At 61.6% G+C, this 17,634-nt stretch carries 12 protein-coding genes and 1 pseudogene; 9 read left to right on the top strand and 4 right to left on the bottom strand.

All coding sequences use genetic code 11. The features are described from left to right. Nucleotides 1-17 precede the first annotated feature (17 nt). The 7 genes and pseudogenes from RWJ89_RS02290 (at nt 18) to RWJ89_RS02260 (ending at nt 5,195) form a co-directional block, all read left to right on the top strand. Nucleotides 18-482, top strand: coding sequence for a hypothetical protein (locus RWJ89_RS02290; RefSeq protein WP_221946505.1), 465 nt, complete (start codon nt 18-20; stop codon nt 480-482). An 82-nt stretch (nt 483-564) separates the two neighbouring features. Further along, on the top strand, nt 565-846 hold the full coding sequence (locus RWJ89_RS02285; protein ID WP_221946427.1) for a hypothetical protein: 282 nt from the start codon (nt 565-567) through the stop codon (nt 844-846). 123 nt (nt 847-969) lie between these two features. After that, a pseudogene (locus RWJ89_RS02280) lies at nt 970-1,581 on the top strand (helix-turn-helix domain-containing protein). Next, nucleotides 1,581-2,219 (top strand): RES family NAD+ phosphorylase, encoded by a 639-nt coding sequence (locus RWJ89_RS02275; protein WP_316030506.1) that lies wholly within the window; start codon nt 1,581-1,583, stop codon nt 2,217-2,219. Before RWJ89_RS02280 ends, RWJ89_RS02275 begins: the two are co-directional and overlap by 1 nt. A gap of 155 nt (nt 2,220-2,374) precedes the next feature. Further along, on the top strand, nt 2,375-3,400 hold the full coding sequence (locus RWJ89_RS02270; protein WP_316030505.1) for an ABC transporter substrate-binding protein: 1,026 nt from the start codon (nt 2,375-2,377) through the stop codon (nt 3,398-3,400). Beyond that, nucleotides 3,397-4,437: a FecCD family ABC transporter permease gene (locus tag RWJ89_RS02265; RefSeq protein WP_316030504.1), complete on the top strand. Its 1,041-nt coding sequence runs from the start codon at nt 3,397-3,399 to the stop codon at nt 4,435-4,437. Before RWJ89_RS02270 ends, RWJ89_RS02265 begins: the two co-directional genes overlap by 4 nt. Continuing rightward, nucleotides 4,434-5,195 carry an ABC transporter ATP-binding protein gene (locus RWJ89_RS02260; protein WP_221946431.1) on the top strand — a complete coding sequence of 254 codons (762 nt, stop codon included), beginning with the start codon at nt 4,434-4,436 and terminating at the stop codon, nt 5,193-5,195. Before RWJ89_RS02265 ends, RWJ89_RS02260 begins: the two co-directional genes overlap by 4 nt. A 9-nt stretch (nt 5,196-5,204) precedes the next feature. On the opposite strand, the gene RWJ89_RS02255 is transcribed toward RWJ89_RS02260, so the two are convergent. Further along, entirely contained in the window at nt 5,205-5,672 is a 468-nt protein-coding gene (locus RWJ89_RS02255) for an Lrp/AsnC family transcriptional regulator (protein WP_168267218.1), read from the bottom strand. A 153-nt stretch (nt 5,673-5,825) separates the two neighbouring features. Between RWJ89_RS02255 and RWJ89_RS02250 the strand changes: the two genes are divergently transcribed. Both RWJ89_RS02250 and RWJ89_RS02245 read left to right on the top strand, forming a co-directional pair. Further along, nucleotides 5,826-7,001 (top strand): amino acid aminotransferase, encoded by a 1,176-nt coding sequence (locus tag RWJ89_RS02250; protein ID WP_316030503.1) that lies wholly within the window; start codon nt 5,826-5,828, stop codon nt 6,999-7,001. Beyond that, nucleotides 6,998-8,626, top strand: a complete 1,629-nt coding sequence (locus tag RWJ89_RS02245) for a thiamine pyrophosphate-dependent enzyme (RefSeq protein ID WP_316030502.1) — start codon at nt 6,998-7,000, stop codon at nt 8,624-8,626. Before RWJ89_RS02250 ends, RWJ89_RS02245 begins: the two co-directional genes overlap by 4 nt. A 19-nt stretch (nt 8,627-8,645) precedes the next feature. Here the strand turns inward: RWJ89_RS02245 and glgB are convergent, their stop codons facing one another. Genes glgB through RWJ89_RS02230 form a run of 3 tightly spaced genes read right to left on the bottom strand, consistent with a single transcriptional unit; the run spans nt 8,646 to nt 17,359 of the window. Continuing rightward, nucleotides 8,646-10,856 carry a 1,4-alpha-glucan branching protein GlgB gene (gene glgB, locus RWJ89_RS02240; RefSeq protein ID WP_316030501.1) on the bottom strand — a complete coding sequence of 737 codons (2,211 nt, stop codon included), beginning with the start codon at nt 10,854-10,856 and terminating at the stop codon, nt 8,646-8,648. After that, nucleotides 10,853-14,134: a maltose alpha-D-glucosyltransferase gene (gene treS / locus RWJ89_RS02235; RefSeq protein ID WP_316030500.1), complete on the bottom strand. Its 3,282-nt coding sequence runs from the start codon at nt 14,132-14,134 to the stop codon at nt 10,853-10,855. Before treS ends, glgB begins: the two co-directional genes overlap by 4 nt. After that, nucleotides 14,135-17,359 (bottom strand): alpha-1,4-glucan--maltose-1-phosphate maltosyltransferase, encoded by a 3,225-nt coding sequence (locus RWJ89_RS02230; RefSeq protein WP_316030499.1) that lies wholly within the window; start codon nt 17,357-17,359, stop codon nt 14,135-14,137. It abuts the gene before it with no gap. Nucleotides 17,360-17,634 lie beyond the last annotated feature (275 nt).

Below are 17,634 nucleotides of genomic sequence, written 5' to 3'. Positions count from 1 at the left end.
TCGTTTCCGTCCTGACAATGGAGAGCGACATGTCGAACGTCTCAAGGACAGGCAAGGAAGAGATCAACAACGCGACCAGCCGGACCACTTTCGGAAAGTCGGTCGAGAGCCAGGCGCAAATCGAGGACGCGGCTGCGCAAGCTTCGCCCGACGCCGGCGGCGAGATGCTCAACATCTATCGGCTGGAGCCGATCGCCGAACCCGACGATCCGCGATGGGACAATTCCCCCGGACATGGTACCGTCGTCGTCGCCGCCAGAACGCCGGGTGACGCCAGGATCGTCGCAGCGGCGGGCGAGCTCGACTTCATGGAAGTGGATGCAGCTCCCGCCGAGGATGTGACGACGGTCAATGCCAGCGCCTTTCGGGACGACAAGCTCTACACCGTCATCGAGATCGATCGGAACAGGCGCGATGTCACGCGCGGGATCGTCGACGGTGCCGTCGCCGTCGACACGATCCGGCCAGTTCAATCGGACTGACGTAGCAATGTGTCTGCGGCGCTATCGGCGATGCGCCGGAGCGCCATCGTCGCAGATCCCCTCGTTTTTTCTCGGAGTTCTCATGAATACGGCCAACCTCCAGCTCAAGGGCCTGATCATGGCGATGGCGTCGATATGCGATGCGATCGTCGAGAAGGAACTGCTTACCAGCGAGGAACTCAATGCCGCGCTCTCGAAAGCCAAGAAGGCAGTCGAAGAGGATGACGACCACGAACTGTCGGATGCCAACCGCGCCGCGATCCTGTTCCCCATTCGTGTGCTGCAGCTCGCCGAGGAGGCAGGCAGGAAAGGCGAACGGTTGACATTTTCAGACTATGCCAAGCTCGTGGGAAGGCTGAGCTGAACATATTCGAAGGCTTACCCTGATGCTGTCGACATCGGGGCGAGTTCGCTTCGGGCACCTGCCCTTGGCTGACTTCATACCATCATAACTATACAAATACCTTGTCAACCGAGGAGCCGCTCAATGGCCCGCCACGCATCCGGTCCCGTCACAGTGCAGGAAGAGCCGAATTCCATCAGGACCGCGTTTCTTCGACGTGCGACATCGGCGCTGGAGCGCATTTCGGCGAATGTGCCGGCAAAGGACCTGGCCGATGCGCTTTCAGCCCCGACCGACGCCGGATCGTTGGCGCAGCTTCTCAGCCGCTCGGATATGGTGGGCTCGGCGATAAACGATCTCGATCCGCTGGTTCCAGCACTGGCTCGCAACGTCGAGCATCGGCAAAATCTCGTCGAACGGGCCGGCGGGACGATGTCAGCCGAAGACGCCTGACGGATCCTCGGCATCAGCAGACAAGCCGTCGACAAGAGGCGGCGGGCTGGCACGCTGCTTGCCGTACGCGAGGGCAGCGACTGGCGCTATCCGCTCTGCCAGCTGGATCAAGGTGAGGTGATCGGGGGGATTTCCGACGTCGTGCGTGGTTTTGCCGCCGCCGGTCCCTGGATCGCATTGGATTTTCTGCTCGCTGCCGATACGGTTCTCGGTGGTCGGACAGCCCTGCAGGCGCTCCGCGACGGTGATCGTGAAGCAGTCCGGCGTCTGATCTGGATTGAAACCTCCGACGGCTTTGCCTGATGCCGGCAAATGCAGGCAGAGGGCCGTCGGGAGGTGCACCGCCCCCGACCCCTTGGCTCGCCCATTCGCCATTGCCGATCGACCTCATTTCGGCCGGGCAGGTTCTCCATAGGGTCCATCGGACGCGTCTCGATCCCATCTTCTTTGGACCCGGCCCCGGGATTGCCGCCACCAATCATTTCGACAGCGCCAGCGGACGTTTCGGAATTCTCTATGTCGGGATGAGCCGCAGGGGAGCGGTTGCGGAAACGATCCTGCGCAATCCCCAGCGGTTGATGGTGTCGATGACCGAAATCACCACCCGCGCCATTAGTGAACTCAGCTGTATCAGACCGCTGAGGATCGTGCGCATGCACGGAACCGGCCTGCAGGCGCTCGGCACCGATAATGCCATTTCCACCGGCCCTTACGAACCATGCGGCCTTTGGACCGACGCGCTTTGGGACCATGCCGACCGGCCGGACGGTCTCGCCTACCAGTCGCGCCACGATTCCAGCGAGATCTGCCTTGCCCTTTTCGAACGTGACGACATGGCGTTCAACAGAAAGGGCACGCTTCCACTCTCCGGCGTCCTCAAGGAGATCGCCGCGATCCTCGAAGTCTACGGCAAGTCGCTGTCACCGGTCGGCCCTGTTTAGACGGCGAACGCGGCTACAGTTCAATGAGCGATGGCACGCTGCCCCGCAACAATGCACTGCCAATTTTGCGATAAGTTGATTTGTCTGGTCTTGTTTTCTGCCCGTTTCTGAGGCTATACGGCGGCCGGATATACTCACGCACCGGGAATTTCTTCGTGACCAGCCTCAAATCGCTTCTGGCCGCCTGCGGCCTCTCCGCCATCATCGGCCTTGCCGCAAATCCGTCTTTGGCCGGTTCGACGACCTACCCGCTGATCTTGGAAAACTGCGGCGCTCAGGTGACTTTCCGGAAGGCGCCCGAACGGGCGATCGGCCTCGGCCAAAACAGCGCTGAAATCCTGCTGCTGCTCGGCCTCGAGGACAAGATGGCCGGCACGGCCTTCTGGCCGAGCAAGGTCCTGCCGCAGCTTGCAGAAGCCAATGCCAAGGTCAAGCTTCTGACCGTCGAGATGCCGACCTTCGAATCGATCCTCGCCGAAAATCCCGATTTCGTGGCGGTGGCTCTGCCGAGCCTGGTCGGGCCGAACAGCAAGGTCGCCAAGCGCGAGGATTTCGACAAGGTGGGCGTCGCGACCTATCTCTCGCCCAGCACCTGCCTCAGCACCAAGGACGTCCAGGACCAGTACGGCAGCCGCGCCGAGCTGTGGAACATGGATCTTCTCTACAAGGAGATCGAAGAACTCTCGCAGATCTTCGACGTCGCTGATCGCGGTCAGGCGCTGATCGCCGACTTCAAGGCGCGCGAAGCCAAGCTTCGCTCCAGCGTTTCGAAGGACGGCAAGAACCTTTCCTACGTCTTCTGGTTCTCCAGCCCCAGCCCGTCGGCCGACGCCTATCTCGGCGGCAAGAACAGCGCGTCCGGCTTTATCGCCGACCTGCTCGGCGGACACAATGCGATATCAGCGGAAGCGGAATGGCCGACGCTCGGCTGGGAAGGCATCATCGCCTCCAATCCCGACGTCATCGTCGTCGCCAGTCTCGACCGTAACCGCTGGGAGCTCGACAAGCCGGAGGCCAAGATCGATTTCCTGAACACCGATCCGGCCGTCAGCCAGATCCCTGCCGTCAAGAACAAGGCGATCGTGATCATGGACGGCCAGGCCATGAACCCGACCGTCCGCACGGTCTACGGCGCTGAGCAGGTGGCCGGCCAGCTGAAGGCTCTCGGTCTGTTGAAGTGACGGAAGCGGGCCGTATCTTCCGGCAGCTGGGAGCCGTCCTCGCACTGCTCCTCGCCTCTTTCTGCCTCATCGCTATCGCCATCGGCGTCAGCGTCGGGATCGGCGACCTGCCGATCCCGCTTGCAACCACGTTTTCGGCCGTCACCAACCGGCTGGGATGGACCGCGGTCGAACTGAACCGCATCCATGAGACCGTCATCTGGGATTATCGGCTCAGCCGGGCGGTCGTGGCCGCCTTCTGCGGCGCGGGTCTGGCGCTGTCGGGCGCCATCATGCAGTCGTTGCTGCGCAACCCGCTTGCCGAACCCTATGTGCTCGGCATCTCCGCCGGCGCCTCTACCGGCGCCGTCGCGATTGTCATCCTAGGGATCGGCTCGGGCGCGGTCTCGCTTTCCGCCGGCGCGTTTGCCGGCGCCTTCGCAGCCTTCTTTTTCGTCGCCCTCCTGTCGAACGGCACGCGCGGCGGAGCGGATCGCACCATCCTTGCCGGTGTCGCCGCTTCACAGCTTTTCAACGCCACGACCTCCTATATCGTCACCACCTCGGCCAATGCGCAGCAGGCCCGCGACGTCATGTTCTGGCTGCTCGGCAGTTTCGGCGGCGTGCGCTGGCCGGAATTCGCGCTGGTCTCGGTCGTCGTCGGGTTCGGCCTCGCCGCCTGTCTGTTCTACGCCCGCGTGCTCGACGCCTTCGCTTTCGGCGACGAAGCGGCATCCTCGCTCGGCGTCAATGTCGGGCGCGCCCGCATGGCACTTTTCGCGCTGACCGCGATGATGACGGCGACGATCGTCAGCATGGTGGGCTCGATCGGCTTCGTCGGCCTCGTCGTGCCGCATGTCGCCCGCTTCATCGTCGGGCCGCTCCACATTCGTCTCCTGCCGGCCTGCGCCATCGCAGGGGCGATCTTCATGGTATTCGCCGACATCGCCGCACGTGCCCTCATTCCCGGCCAGATCCTGCCGATCGGCGTCGTCACCGCCTTGGTCGGCGTTCCCTTCTTCTCAATTATCCTCTACCGGTTCCAGCGCGTGTCATGAGCATCAAGGCCGACAACCTCACCTGGAAGATTGGCAGGAAAACCATTCTCGACGGCGTTTCGCTGGAAGCGCCGCCGGGCAGGATGCTCGGCCTGCTCGGGCCGAACGGCTCGGGCAAGACCTCGCTGCTGCGTCTTCTGGCCGGCCTGAAGCGGCCGCATTCCGGCCGCGTCACGCTCGACCGCAGCGATATCAGCACGATCAGCCGCCGCTCGATTGCCCGGCGGGTCGCCTTCGTCGAGCAGCACGCCACGACGAATGCCAATCTGAAGGTGGTCGACGTCGTCAAGCTCGGAAGGTTTCCGCACCGGTCGATGTTCTCGGGCTGGACGCGGGCCGACGAAGAGGCGGTCGAAGAGGCGCTGGCGCGCGCCGGCATGGCGGAGAAACGCGACGATCGCTGGCAAAGCCTGTCGGGCGGTGAAAAGCAGCGCACCCATATCGCCAGGGCGCTTGCCCAGTCGCCTCAGGAACTGATCCTAGACGAGCCGACAAACCATCTCGATATCCAGCACCAGATCGGCCTGATGCGGCTCGTCTCCGGCCTGCCGATCACCAGCATCGTCGCCCTGCACGATCTCAACCATGCCGCTATGTTCTGCGATGAGCTGATCATCCTGCAGCAGGGCAGGATCGTCGCCTCCGGCCCGCCGCAGGACGTGTTGAGCGAAGATCTTCTGCGCGACGTCTTCTCCGTCGAAGCTCGCATCGAAGCCTCACCCTATCACTCGCGTCCGCATATCCATTATCTCAGGTGAGAGCAGCTCTCACTTCACGATCTGCAATGGCAAAGCGGTCGTCTTTTTCAGTGTCTTGAGGACGATGCTTGACTTCACCGATGCCAGATTGTCAGTGACCCGGATCATTCTTTCGAGAAATTGGCTGAGATGTTCGAGGTCGCGCGTCATGACCTTCATCAGAAAGTCGGCGTCACCGGTCTGCGAATAGCATTCCAGGATCTCCGGCGCGGTCTCGATGAAACGATGAAGCTGCTCGTTTCCACCTTCCGTATGCGCTCTGAGGCTGACGAGCGTATGAGCGACGACAGTGAAACCCAGCTTCACGGGATTGAGGATGGCGACGACACTCTGGATATATTGCTCGTTACGCAGCCTTTCCAAACGGCGTGCGCACTGGGTCGCGGAGAGATTGACCTTCTGAGAGAGTTCGCTCTGCGTGAGCTCGCTGTTTTGCTGGAGAGCGGCGAGCAATTTGATATCGAACGGGTCAAGCATGGCCACCCTCCTCGGACGGTGAATTTCTGCACATTATAACCATATCGCGCTGATTGTCTGCATAGATGCGCCGTTACAGGGAGATAATCGCAGAAATTCGTCGCGAAAGTTCAGCTAGTCTGCGAGCCAGAATTACGGAAACGAGGTGGACTTGTGTTTGGCGAACTGAACAGTCGGCCAGCCGACAGCCTGCTTGCACTCATCAAGGCCTTCCAGGCCGACGATCGCCCCGGGAAAATCGACCTGGGGGTTGGGGTTTATCGTGACTCCATGGGACGCACGCCGGTCATGCGTGCTGTAAAGGCAGCGGAGCAGCTTCTCCTGGAGACCCAGGACAGCAAGAAATATCTTGGCCCGGAAGGTGACCTGCAATTCGTGCGCCTCCTGCAGCCCATCATCTTCGGAAAATCGCAGAAGTTTGCTCAACGCCTTGTCGGCATTCAGACACCCGGTGGAAGCGGCGCCCTGCGTCTCGGCGCTGAGCTCATCCAAGCGGCAAATCCGTCAGCAAAGGTTCTGCTCGGGACGCCAAGCTGGCCAAATCATGCGCCGATCCTCAGCTCAGCGCGCTTGCCGGTAAAGGAGTACGCTTTCGTTGACCTGATGTCGCAGCAGGTGAAATTCGAAAGCGTGGTCGCCGCCTTGTCTTCCGCTCGGGAAGGCGACGTCGTGCTGCTTCACGGTTGCTGCCACAACCCGACCGGCATCGATTTCACCATGGAACAGTGGCGACAGATTACCGAGATTCTTGTTGCGCATCGGCTGGTACCGTTCATCGATCTCGCCTATCAAGGCCTCGGCGACGACCTCGAACAGGACGCCGCGCCAACGCGCTTGATCCTCGAGGCGGTCGATGAGGCGCTGATCGCCTATTCCTGCGACAAGAATTTCGGTCTTTATCGCGAGCGTGTCGGCGCGCTCTATGTCATGGCCCGCAATGGGGATGCCCTCAGTAAGGCCGAAAGTAACATGGCGGCACTTGCTCGAGTGAACTGGTCCATGCCGCCCGATCATGGAGCCGCGGTCGTCAGGACCATTCTCGAAAGCGAAGAGATGTCAGCCATGTGGCGCGCTGAGCTCGAGGAGATGTGCGAGCGTGTCAACAGCAATCGTGCGGCGCTCGCCGCCGCCGCGCCGGATCTCGCCTTCATCAGCCGTCAACGCGGCCTGTTCTCCAATCTTTCCATGTCTAGGGAAACGGCCGCGGCCCTGCGCGCCAAACACGGCATCTACATGGCCGACTCCGGACGTCTGAACCTTGCAGGCATGCAGCCGGCCGATGCCGGCGTCATCGTCGCGGCGCTCCGGGCCGAAGGCTGCCTGAAATGAGCGGGAAAGAAACGACCGGTCAGGCGATGACTCGTTCACTCGTCGCCCATGGGATCGACACCGTATTCGGCATCCCGGGTGCCCACATGTATGATTTTAACGATGCCCTCTACGGTGCCGGTGACAAAATTCGGTTCATTCACACCAGGCACGAGCAGGGCGCCGGTTACATGGCCTATGGCTATGCCAAGTCCACCGGCCAGATCGGCGCCTATACCGTCGTTCCGGGCCCAGGCGTCCTCAATTCCGGCGCAGCTCTCTGCACCGCTTACGGCGCCAATACCCCGGTGCTGTGCATCACCGGCAACATCATGTCCCACCTGATCGGTCAAGGCAGAGGACAGTTGCACGAACTGCCGGATCAGCTCGCGACGATGCGCGGAATTACGAAAACGGCGGAGCGGATCAATCACCAGTCCGAAACCGGTCCTGTCACGGCCGGGGTCGTCGCCAAAATGCTCTCCGGCCGCCAGGGTCCAGGAGCGGTCGAAGCGCCATGGGACGTGTTCGGGCAATTCGGCCCGGAAACCGATCTGCCGGTCGGCACGAGAGCACCTCATCCGGCCGTCAACCCTGATCAGGTCGCTGCCGCGGCGGCACTGATATCAGGTGCCGGCAACCCGATGATCATGGTTGGTGGCGGCGCAGTGGATGCTGGAGCGGAAATCGCTGCTCTTGCGGAATTGCTGCAGTCGCCCGTCACGTCCCATCGCTCCGGCAAGGGCATCGTCGCCGACGATCACCCCAACTACCTGAATTTCGTCGCCGCCTACGAATATTGGAAGAATACTGATGTTCTGATCGGGATCGGCAGCCGGCTGGAATTGCAGTTCATGCGATGGAAGTGGCTTCCCAAGGATCTCAAGGTGATCCGCATCGATATCGATCCAACCGAGATGGTCCGTCTCAAGCCCGATGTCGGCATCGTCTCGGATGCCAAGGAGGGAACGCAGGCTCTGCTCGATGCGCTGGCAGGTTCCAGCCGCAAGGATCGCACGCGCGAATTTGCCGAACTCAACGAAAAGGCAAGGTCTCGCTTCTCGGCAGTGCAGCCGCAACTCGCCTATCTCGATGCCATTCGCCAAGCCCTGCCAAGGGACGGCTTCTTCGTCGAGGAAATCTGCCAGATGGGCTTTACCGCCCGATTTGCATTCCCGGTCTATGCCCCTCGTCAGTACGTCACATGCGGTTATCAGGACAATCTGGGTTTCGGCTTCAACACGGCCTTGGGCGTGAAAGTCGCCAATCCCGACAAGGCCGTTATTTCAGTTTCCGGCGATGGTGGCTTCATGTTCGGGGTTCAGGAACTTGCTACCGCCGTCCAGCATAAGATCAATGTCATCGCCATCGTCTTCAACAATTCGGCCTACGGCAACGTACTGCGTGACCAGAAGCAGGCGTATAAAGGCCGTTATCTTGGCTCGGAGCTCACCAATCCGGACTTTGTCGCGCTTGGCGAGAGCTTCGGCATTCGAGCATTCAAGGTGACGAGCCCTGGCGAATTGAAAGATGCGATCGAGGAAGCCCTATCTCTCGACGAACCTGTTCTCATCGAGGTTCCCATCGAGAAGGGATCCGAGGCGAGCCCTTGGCCTTTCATTCATCCGGCTCCGCACACCGAATGAAAAGGCAAGGGCTAAAGCCTCATGGCGACGGCCCTTGCAGAAAGATCGTCGACAGCGGCGGCAGCGTCAGCGACAGGGAGACGGACCTGCCGTGGGCGGGCACGGGTTCAGTCGACACCGCGCCGTTGACCAGGCCCGAGCCGCCATATTCCCGCGCATCCGTCGTCATCCGCTCGATCCACACACCGTCGCTGGGCACACCGATCCTGTAACCGTAACGCGGCACCGGCGTGAAATTCGACATGACCAGCACCGACGAAGCGCGATCGGGCCCATAACGGAGCATTCCGAGGGCGGAATTGACGGCGTCGTCGGCTGCCGCCCATTCGAAACCCTCGGGATGAAAGTCGCCGAACTGCAATGCCGGCTCGTCCCCGTAAAGGCCGTTCAGATCCTTCACCAGCCGCTGGATCCCCACATGCTGAGGCCGGTCCAGCACATCCCAGGTCACCGACCCGTCATGGTTCCATTCGCTAGGCTGGGCGACTTCGCTCCCCATGAACAAGAGCTTCTTGCCGGGATGGCCCCACATGAAGGCGAGATAGCTGCGCAGATTGGCGAATTTCTCCCATTCGTCGCCCGGCATCTTCGTCAGCAGCGAGCCCTTTCCGTAGACGACCTCGTCATGTGAAATTGGCAGAATGAAGCGTTCGGAATAGGCATAGATCATGCCGAAGGTCATCGTGCCGTGGTGATAGCTCCGGTACACCGGATCCTTCTTGATGTAGCTCAGGCTGTCATGCATCCAGCCCATGTTCCATTTGATGTCGAAGCCCAGCCCCCCTTGCTCCGGTGGCTTTGTTACGCCTGGCCAGGCAGTGGATTCTTCGGCGATCGTCATCGCGTGCGGGCAGCGCTCGTGAATGATGCTGTTCAGATGCTTGAAGAATTCGACGGCTTCCAGATTCTCGCGACCGCCATATTGGTTGGGAATCCATTCGCCCTCATTGCGGCTGTAGTCGCGGTAGAGCATCGAGGCAACGGCGTCGACCCGCAAACCGTCGATATGGTAGCGCTCCAGCCATTCCAGCGCGCTGGCGATCAGGAACCCTTTCACCTCGTTGCGGCCGAGATTGTAGATCAGCGTGTTCCAGTCGCGGTGAAAGCCTTCGCGCGGATCTTCGTGCTCGTAAAGCGCGCTGCCGTCGAAGCGGGCAAGCCCCCAGACGTCGGTGGGAAAATGGGCCGGCACCCAGTCGAGAATGACGCCGAGCCCGGCGCCATGGCACCGGTCGACGAAATAGGCGAAATCCTCAGGCGTGCCATATCGGCCAGTCGGAGCGAACAGGCCGAGCGGCTGATAGCCCCAGGAGCCGCCGAACGGATGCTCCATGATCGGAAGCAGCTCGATATGGGTGAATCCCATGTCGCTGACATAGGGAACCAGCCGCTGGCTGAGTTCGACCCAGTCGAGCGACCTGTTGCCGTCCTTTTGATCGCGAAGCCAGGAGCCGACGTGCACCTCATAGACCGAGAACGCACCTTCCAGCCTGTCTTGCCGGGACCGGCCCTTCATCCAGCCGTCATCGGTCCATCGAAACGGCGTCGACGATGCGACGATGGAGGCGGTGGACGGAGCGGCCTCACTCGCCCTTGCCACCGGATCGGCCTTCTGCGGCAGGCAGGTCCCCTCAGCATCGACGATCTCAAACTTGTATCTTTCGCCGGGTGCCAGCCGGGGGATAAACAGCTCCCAGACGCCCGCCGACTGTCTCAGCCGCATCGGGTTTCGTCGCCCATCCCAGGCGTTGAAGTCGCCGACGACCGAGACGCGGCGCGCATTCGGAGCCCACACGGCGAAACGAACGCCCGATACACCCTCGATCGACATCGCCACCGCGCCGAGCGTCCGGCTCAGACTATAGTGGGTGCCCTCCGATATCAGATGGAGGTCGAGCTCTCCGAGCAGCAGGCCGAAACTGTAGGGATCCTCGGTGATCTGCACTGCATCCGGCCATGTGATCCGCAGCCGGTATCCTGTCCTCGATGCGGCGGCCGCTGCAAACAGGCCGGACGGGTGGGCGATGCTGAACGGCGCCACCACCCGACCGCTCGCCGCCTCGATGAGATCGACCGCTTCCGCGCCAGGCAGATATACCCGCACGATCGTCATGCCGCCGCTTTCGTGGGGGCCGAGGATCGAAAAGGGATCGCCATGGCGCCCCTCGATCAAGGCCCATAGCGCATCCTGTCCGATGCCCGCCAGGAGTTCCGAGCGCTCAACATTCATGCCTTGACCCCCGCCAGACTCGATACGATCTCGGCAAAGCCGGATAGCGGGATCGGAAGCCATTTCGGCCTGTTGCGGGCCTCATAAGCGATCTCATAGGCGGCCTTTTCGAGAAGAAAGGCATCGAGAACCCTCCGTCTTTGATCGGGTGGCATGTCAAGCTCCTTCGATACGGAGACCGCCTGCGAATAGGCATCGAGAAAGGCCTCCTCGGCATGGCGCCCGAAGCGTGCGATCGCCTCGCGCCGGACTTCGTTCTCGTGCTCGATGACCGCGTCGTTATCGAGCTGGGCGGTGGCCACGAGATAGCTCAGCGATCTCAAAAGCCCGGCCACATCGCGCAGCGGGTTTGTCTTGGCCCGGCGCTCGGTCAGGTTTTTCGCGGGCTCGCCCTCGAAGTCGATGATGACGGCATCGCCTTCGCTGACGAGGATCTGGCCAAGATGAAAATCGCCATGCGTGCGCGTCATCAGCATATTACGGGCGCTTTCCGCCAGCGTCGCGGCGAGTTCGACGAGTTCGGAGCGGCGCTCGAGAAGCGGTGCCGCAAGCAGGTCGATGGCGGGATCGGCATTCTCCGCGCGTTCGTCGAGCTTCGATAGGGCATAGGCGACCTCGCCGGCAACGGCCTTCTTTATCGCTTCGACCTCGCTGTCGCCGGCAACAACGGGGCTGAAGGCCTCGTCCCCGGCATCCCCGGCGAGCACGACATGCAGCTCGCCGAGCCTGAGGCCGACCATCGCGACGAAGCTGATCAACGGCCGAAAGACGTCATCGCCCGGTTGGACGGCCGGGTCGTTCAGCACGAGTTCGTCTGCCCCACGGCGCAGATTGTTCAACATCCAGTTCCAGGCGTCGCCCTGATTGCGGATCGCGCCCTGGACGATGATCAAGGTCGAACGGCGTCCGCCGGAATCGGTATGCGCGACCTCGCCGAGCAAGGGTGCGGTGTGTTCATAGCCGGCGCGGGTGAGATAGCGCGTCATCTCGACCTCCGGATGAATTCCCGGAAAGATGTGCCTGATCAGTTTGATCATCGCGACGTCGCCGACGATCAGCGAGCTATTGGACTGCTCGGCCGAAAGCCAATGGACCGCGAGATCGTCGGTAACGGCGAGGCGGTCGAGCCGCTCCGTGCCGAGAAATTCGAGAGTGCCGGTACGGCCGGTGATGCGCGAGCGGTCGGCAAGCCCGCGCAGGATGCCGCGCGCCATCGCTTCCACAGCAAATCCGTCTGTCAGGAAGCCGACGCGCCGGCCCTGGCGAAGCCGTGCGAGCGCCAGTTGCTGGGTCAGCGCGGATGGCTGCGCATCGTCCCAGGCGACTGCCAGCGGCAGCTGGTAGGATTCGCTGTGGTTCGGCAGCACGGCTTCCAATTCGCCGAGAACGATACCGTCGGCAAAGGGGATGGGCGTTGCGGAGATCAGGCATGCTGCCTGAAGCGCCTGATCCTTTGCTCCGAACCACCGCCGCTTCGCGAGGTAGGCAGGCAGGATTTCGGTGCTGAGGACGCGCGCATGCGCCGGTTCATCGACAAGATCGAGCAGGCCGCGGCGGATGACCATCGTCACCAGATCGGGAAGCTGTTCGGGGGGTGCCGTGCGCCATGCCGGCGGATCGGCATCGGCCGCCAGCTGGAACCAGAAGAAGCCGTAAGGCGGCAATGTCAGCAGATAGGTCAGCTGGCCGATCGGTGGGAAGGGCGACATGCCGGTCAATTCGATCGGCACGCGGCCCTCGAAACTCGACAGGTCGAGTTCGACGGCCTGGGGCAGCCGCGAGAGGTTTGCGACACACATCAGCGTCTCGCCGTCATATTCCCGGAGATAAGCGAGGATCTTGCGGTTCTCCGGCGAGAGGAACCGCAGCGAGCCACGCCCGAAAGCCGGATGCCTGCCGCGCAGCGCCAGCATCTTGCGCGTCCAGTTGAGCAGCGAGTGGGCATCCGTGCTCTGCGCCTCGACGTTGACGGCCTCGAAACCGTAGAGCGGGTCGGCAATCGGCGGCAGGACGAGGCGCGCCGGGTCGGTCCTGGAGAAGCCGCCATTGCGGTCCGGAGACCATTGCATCGGCGTCCTCACCCCGTCCCGGTCGCCGAGATAGATATTGTCGCCCATGCCGATCTCGTCGCCATAATAGATCACCGGCGTTCCCGGCATCGAGAGAAGAAGCGCGTTCATCAGCTCGATCCGCCGGCGGTCGCGCTCCATCAACGGCGCTAAGCGCCGCCTTATACCGAGATTGATGCGGGCACGTTTGTCGGACGCATAGGTCTCCCAGAGATAATCCCGCTCGGCGTCGGTCACCATTTCGAGCGTCAGCTCGTCGTGGTTGCGAAGGAAGATCGCCCATTGGCAGTTATCGGGAATTTCCGGCGTCTGGCGCAGGATATCGGTGATCGGAAACCGGTCCTCCTTGGCGATGGCCATATACATGCGCGGCATCAGCGGGAAGTGGAAGGCCATGTGGCATTCGTCACCCTCTCCGAAATATTCGCGTGTGTCCTCCGGCCATTGATTGGCCTCGGCAAGCAGCATCACGCCGGGATGGGTGGCATCGAGCGCGGCACGTATGCGTTTGAGGATCGCGTGGGTTTCCGGCAGGTTTTCGTTGATCGTCCCCTCGCGCTCGACGAGGTAGGGGATCGCGTCGAGACGAAAACCGTCGATGCCGGTTTCCAGCCAGAAGCGCATCACCCTCAGCAATTCCTCCATGACAAGGGGGCTATCGAAATTGAGGTCGGGCTGATGGGAATAGAAGCGGTGCCAGTAATAGGCGCCGGCGACCGCGTCCCATGTCCAGTTGGATTTTTCCGTATCGATGAAAATGATCCGCGTTTCCGGAAATTTCTGATCGGTATCGGACCAGACGTAGAAGTCGCGCTCTGGCGATCCCGCCGGCGCCTGGCGCGCGCGCTGGAACCAGGGATGCTGATCGGAGGTGTGATTGATGACGAGTTCGATGATGACGCGGATATTGCGCTGGTGGGCGGCGTCGACGAAAGCCCGGAAGTCCTCCACCGTTCCGTAATCAGAGCTGACACTGCCATAGTCGGCGATGTCGTAGCCATCGTCTCGGCGCGGAGAGGGAAAGAAAGGTAAAAGCCAGATGGCATTGACGCCGAGGGCTGCGATGTGATCGAGCTTCTGGTGCAGGCCGGCGAAGTCGCCGACCCCGTCGCCATTGGCGTCGTAGAACGACTTGATGTGCAGCTGGTAGATGATCGCATCCTTGTACCAGAGCGGCTGCGGCACGCTATCTGCATTCATCGAGTCCATTCATGCCTCCCTTGAGTAAATACGCCAGATCGCATAGGGCAGGACCTCAGGATTGAGACTGATGCTCTGCCATTTGCCGGTCCACTTGAAACGATGCCGGCCGATCAGATCTTCAGCATCCAGCGTGCCGCCGTCCCCGAGCGACCAGTGCCAGAGTGGCAGCTCGACGTCGCTCTGCTGGAAATTGTGGGGATCGAGGCTGATGGCGATGAGCAGGACATTGTCGCGGGCACGGCTCGCCTTCTCGAAGAACAGGATATTGTCATTTCGCGCATTCAGCAGCGTCAGCCCGAGATGCGAATGCAGCGCGGTGTTTTCGTTCCGGATGCGATTGAGCGTTCGGATTTCGGCGATGATATTGCCCGGCCGGTCGTAGTCCCAGGCGCGGATTTCGTATTTCTCGCTGTCGGCATATTCCTTGCGCTTGGCATCGGGGCGCCCCTCGCAAAGTTCGAAACCGTTATAGACGCCCCACAATCCCGAAAGGGTAGCGGCAAGTGCTGCGCGGATCAGGAAGGCCGGGCGCGGCGCGTTCTGCAGGAAATCCGGATTGATATCATGGGTGTTGACGAAGAAATGCGGGCGGAAGAATTCCTTCGGCGCCGTCTCCGTCAGCTCCCGCATATATTGCTCGAGCTCCCACTTGGCATTGCGCCAGGTGAAGTAGGTATAGGACTGGGAGAAGCCGATCTTTGCCAGCCGGTACATGACCTTCGGCTTGGTGAAGGCTTCCGAGAGGAAGACGACATCGGGATGGCGAGCCCTGATATCGCCGATCAGCCACTCCCAAAACGGAAAGGGCTTGGTGTGCGGATTGTCGACGCGAAACAGCTTGACGCCCTGGTCCACCCAAAGCTGGACGATATCCCTGAGCTCGACCCATAGTGAAGGCAGCGCATCTTTTGTATAAAAATCGACGTTGACGATGTCCTCGTATTTCTTCGGCGGGTTTTCGGCGTATTTGATCGTGCCGTCGGGACGCCAGTCGAACCAGCCGGGATGCTCCTTCAGCCAGGGGTGATCCGGCGACGCCTGGATCGCCAGGTCGAGAGCGATCTCCAGACCGTGCCGGCTTGCCTCCTCCACCAGCCGGCGGAAATCCTCGAACTCGCCGAGCTCGGGGTGGATGGCATCATGGCCGCCCTCCTCGGAGCCGATGGCATAGGGGCTCCCGGGGTCATCTGGCCCTGCTTTCAGGCTGTTGTTGCGGCCTTTCCGGTTGGTCGAACCGATCGGATGAATGGGCGGGAAATAGAGCACGTCGAAGCCCATGTCACGGATGGCGGGCAATCTCGGGATGACGTCGTCGAAGGTGCCGTGCCGATCCGGATCGCCGCTCTGCGAGCGCGGAAAGATCTGGTACCAGCTGGCAAAGGCAGCCTCCTTGCGTTCGGCATCAACGGCGCTTGCCGTCGAGCGAAGCCGAAACGGCCGCCTGTCCGCCTTGTTCATCAATTCTGATGTTTGGGCATCGAGCAGGATCGCCGTGCGCTCGGCATCTGAGGCGCTTTCGAGACTGCTGACGAGGGCCTTCAATTCGGCGCCGAGCGCGGCAACTGCATGCGTCGCAGCCGAGCGAACCAGGTTCAACCCCTCCTGGAGTTCGAGCTTCAGATCCAGCCTGGCATCGTTCTTCTTCGTCAGTTCGTAGCGAAAGATCGCAAACGGGTTCTTCCATGCCTCGACGGCGAATTCATAACGTCCGGTGCGTTTCAGCAGGAATTCGGCGCGCCAGCGGTCGTTTTCGACCAGTTGCATCTCCGTCTCGTTCCAGTCCGCCGCATCGAGCGGCCGCCAGAGCAGGACCGCGGCGATCGGGTCGTGGCCATCGGCGAATATATCCGCCTCGACGGTGAGGATGTCGCCGACCACCCGCTTGACGGGAAAACGCCCGTCATCGACCCGCGGCATGATGTTTTCGATGGCGAGCCGCGGCGATGCCGTCGCCTGCTCGACGTCGAGGATCGGCTGGGATGTGATCGGCGCCGGCGCCTTGCATTCGACCACCAGGGTCTCCCCTGCCCGCAACCGCAGAGCCGTACCATCGGCTGCGACCGGAAGAAAACCGGAAGCCGCTTCGCGCAGTGCAGTCACTGGAGCGGGCGCACTTTTCCGAAGGTCCCTGTTGAGCAGGATGAAGCGCACATCCTGGGCGCTGCGCAGGTCTTCCGCCGCCGATTGCAGCAGCGCCGAGACCGGTCCGTTGGCGTTGCGGATGAGCCGCAGCGATGAGGCTGGCGCATAACTGACTTTGCAGATTTCGGTGTTCGCAAGGCGAATTTCGGAGGAGATGTCGAAAGCAAGGTCATGCCGCAGAGCCCGCAAGCCCGTCCCGTTCCCATGGGTCGGATCGAGCGGCGCGGCGGCCCCATATTCGAAACCCATCGGAACCATCAGTCCGCCGCCGAGCGAGGCGGCAAGGCGCAGCGCCCTGATGGCGCGTCGTTCGAGGATTTCGCGGCTCTGGGTTCCGTGCGCGATCCGCCTGCCGAATGGCGGCTCCGGAAAAGCGATCTGCCAGCCGAGCGGCTTCTGGACCCGGTGTTCTTCGATGAACCATCTCTCGTCAAAATCCCACCAGGCCATAGATGAAAAACATCCGTCGAAGCCTGTATTCTGGACCGCGCTCCTCGCCCCAAAATCAGTGCCCGGCGTCCAGGCGAGGAATTGCGCGTCCGCCTTCTCACGCACCGCCGAAATCAGCGATTTGAAAACCGCCGGCGCAATGCGATCAATCCCGAGCGCGCGGTAGCCGGAGAGGCCGAGACCGGCCAATTGTTGCAGCCGTTCAGTCCATTCTTCCAACAGCCGGGATTGAGACTCCGCCTCCATCGCAGTCATCGGTTCCACCGGATCCAATGGTGAGCGTCTCGGGTCGACAGGGCGAAAGCCTGCCTTGGTATCCCGGGCCTTGCCGTCGAGCATCAGATCCATCATCAGAGCGACGCCGCTCTTGCGGGCGGCCTCCGCCAGGCGTGCCACCCCATCCTCGACTGCGCTTCCGAGCGACAATTGAGGATCGAGACGATTCATATCTTGGAAGGCAAAGATACTGCGCTCCCCGCCCCGATCGAAGAGAGGTGCCGTCAGCACACGATCGAAACCGGTATCCGCAGCATGGTCGAAAACCTCGCGCCACGCGTCGATGCCCTGAAGAAGGAGTGGATTGACATAATAGATCCGGGGTGGGGTGCTCAACACACCCTGGTTTGGAGAGAATGACATCGGCCGCCGCTCGAGTTTGGTTTGAAGGCAAACTTCTGTTGCCGGACGTTGTTCCACCGAAAGTTTCAATTCAGGTTGCGCCAGACATCGCCAGCCGCGCCGGCGCGGGACCGATGGAACGCGCTCGATACGCGCGTCAGAAGCCTTGAACTGCGCAGACGGACCTTGAAGGTTCGCGATATAATTGAACGGTCTTGCGCTTTCTGGGATGATGACCCATTCGGCGACGGAGGCCCGTCGCCGCCCCGTTCTGAAAGATCAGGCGCCCGAACGGG

It is taken from the genome of Rhizobium sp. 10PS4 (assembly GCF_032464805.1).
Lineage (GTDB): Bacteria > Pseudomonadota > Alphaproteobacteria > Rhizobiales > Rhizobiaceae > Rhizobium > Rhizobium laguerreae.
This window is presented reverse-complemented; position numbering and strand designations above follow the sequence as displayed.

What these genes read in the sequence shown, in the direction of transcription:
- RWJ89_RS02230 (WP_316030499.1), bottom strand. Translation starts at nt 17,359, where the DNA reads ATGTCATTCTCTCCAAACCAGGGTGTGTTGAGCACCCCACCCCGGATC.
- treS (WP_316030500.1), bottom strand. Translation starts at nt 14,134, where the DNA reads ATGGACTCGATGAATGCAGATAGCGTGCCGCAGCCGCTCTGGTACAAG.
- RWJ89_RS02255 (WP_168267218.1), bottom strand. Translation starts at nt 5,672, where the DNA reads ATGCTTGACCCGTTCGATATCAAATTGCTCGCCGCTCTCCAGCAAAAC.
- RWJ89_RS02285 (WP_221946427.1), top strand. Translation starts at nt 565, where the DNA reads ATGAATACGGCCAACCTCCAGCTCAAGGGCCTGATCATGGCGATGGCG.
- RWJ89_RS02290 (WP_221946505.1), top strand. Translation starts at nt 18, where the DNA reads ATGGAGAGCGACATGTCGAACGTCTCAAGGACAGGCAAGGAAGAGATC.
- glgB (WP_316030501.1), bottom strand. Translation starts at nt 10,856, where the DNA reads ATGAATGTTGAGCGCTCGGAACTCCTGGCGGGCATCGGACAGGATGCG.
- RWJ89_RS02275 (WP_316030506.1), top strand. Translation starts at nt 1,581, where the DNA reads ATGCCGGCAAATGCAGGCAGAGGGCCGTCGGGAGGTGCACCGCCCCCG.
- RWJ89_RS02245 (WP_316030502.1), top strand. Translation starts at nt 6,998, where the DNA reads ATGAGCGGGAAAGAAACGACCGGTCAGGCGATGACTCGTTCACTCGTC.
- RWJ89_RS02260 (WP_221946431.1), top strand. Translation starts at nt 4,434, where the DNA reads ATGAGCATCAAGGCCGACAACCTCACCTGGAAGATTGGCAGGAAAACC.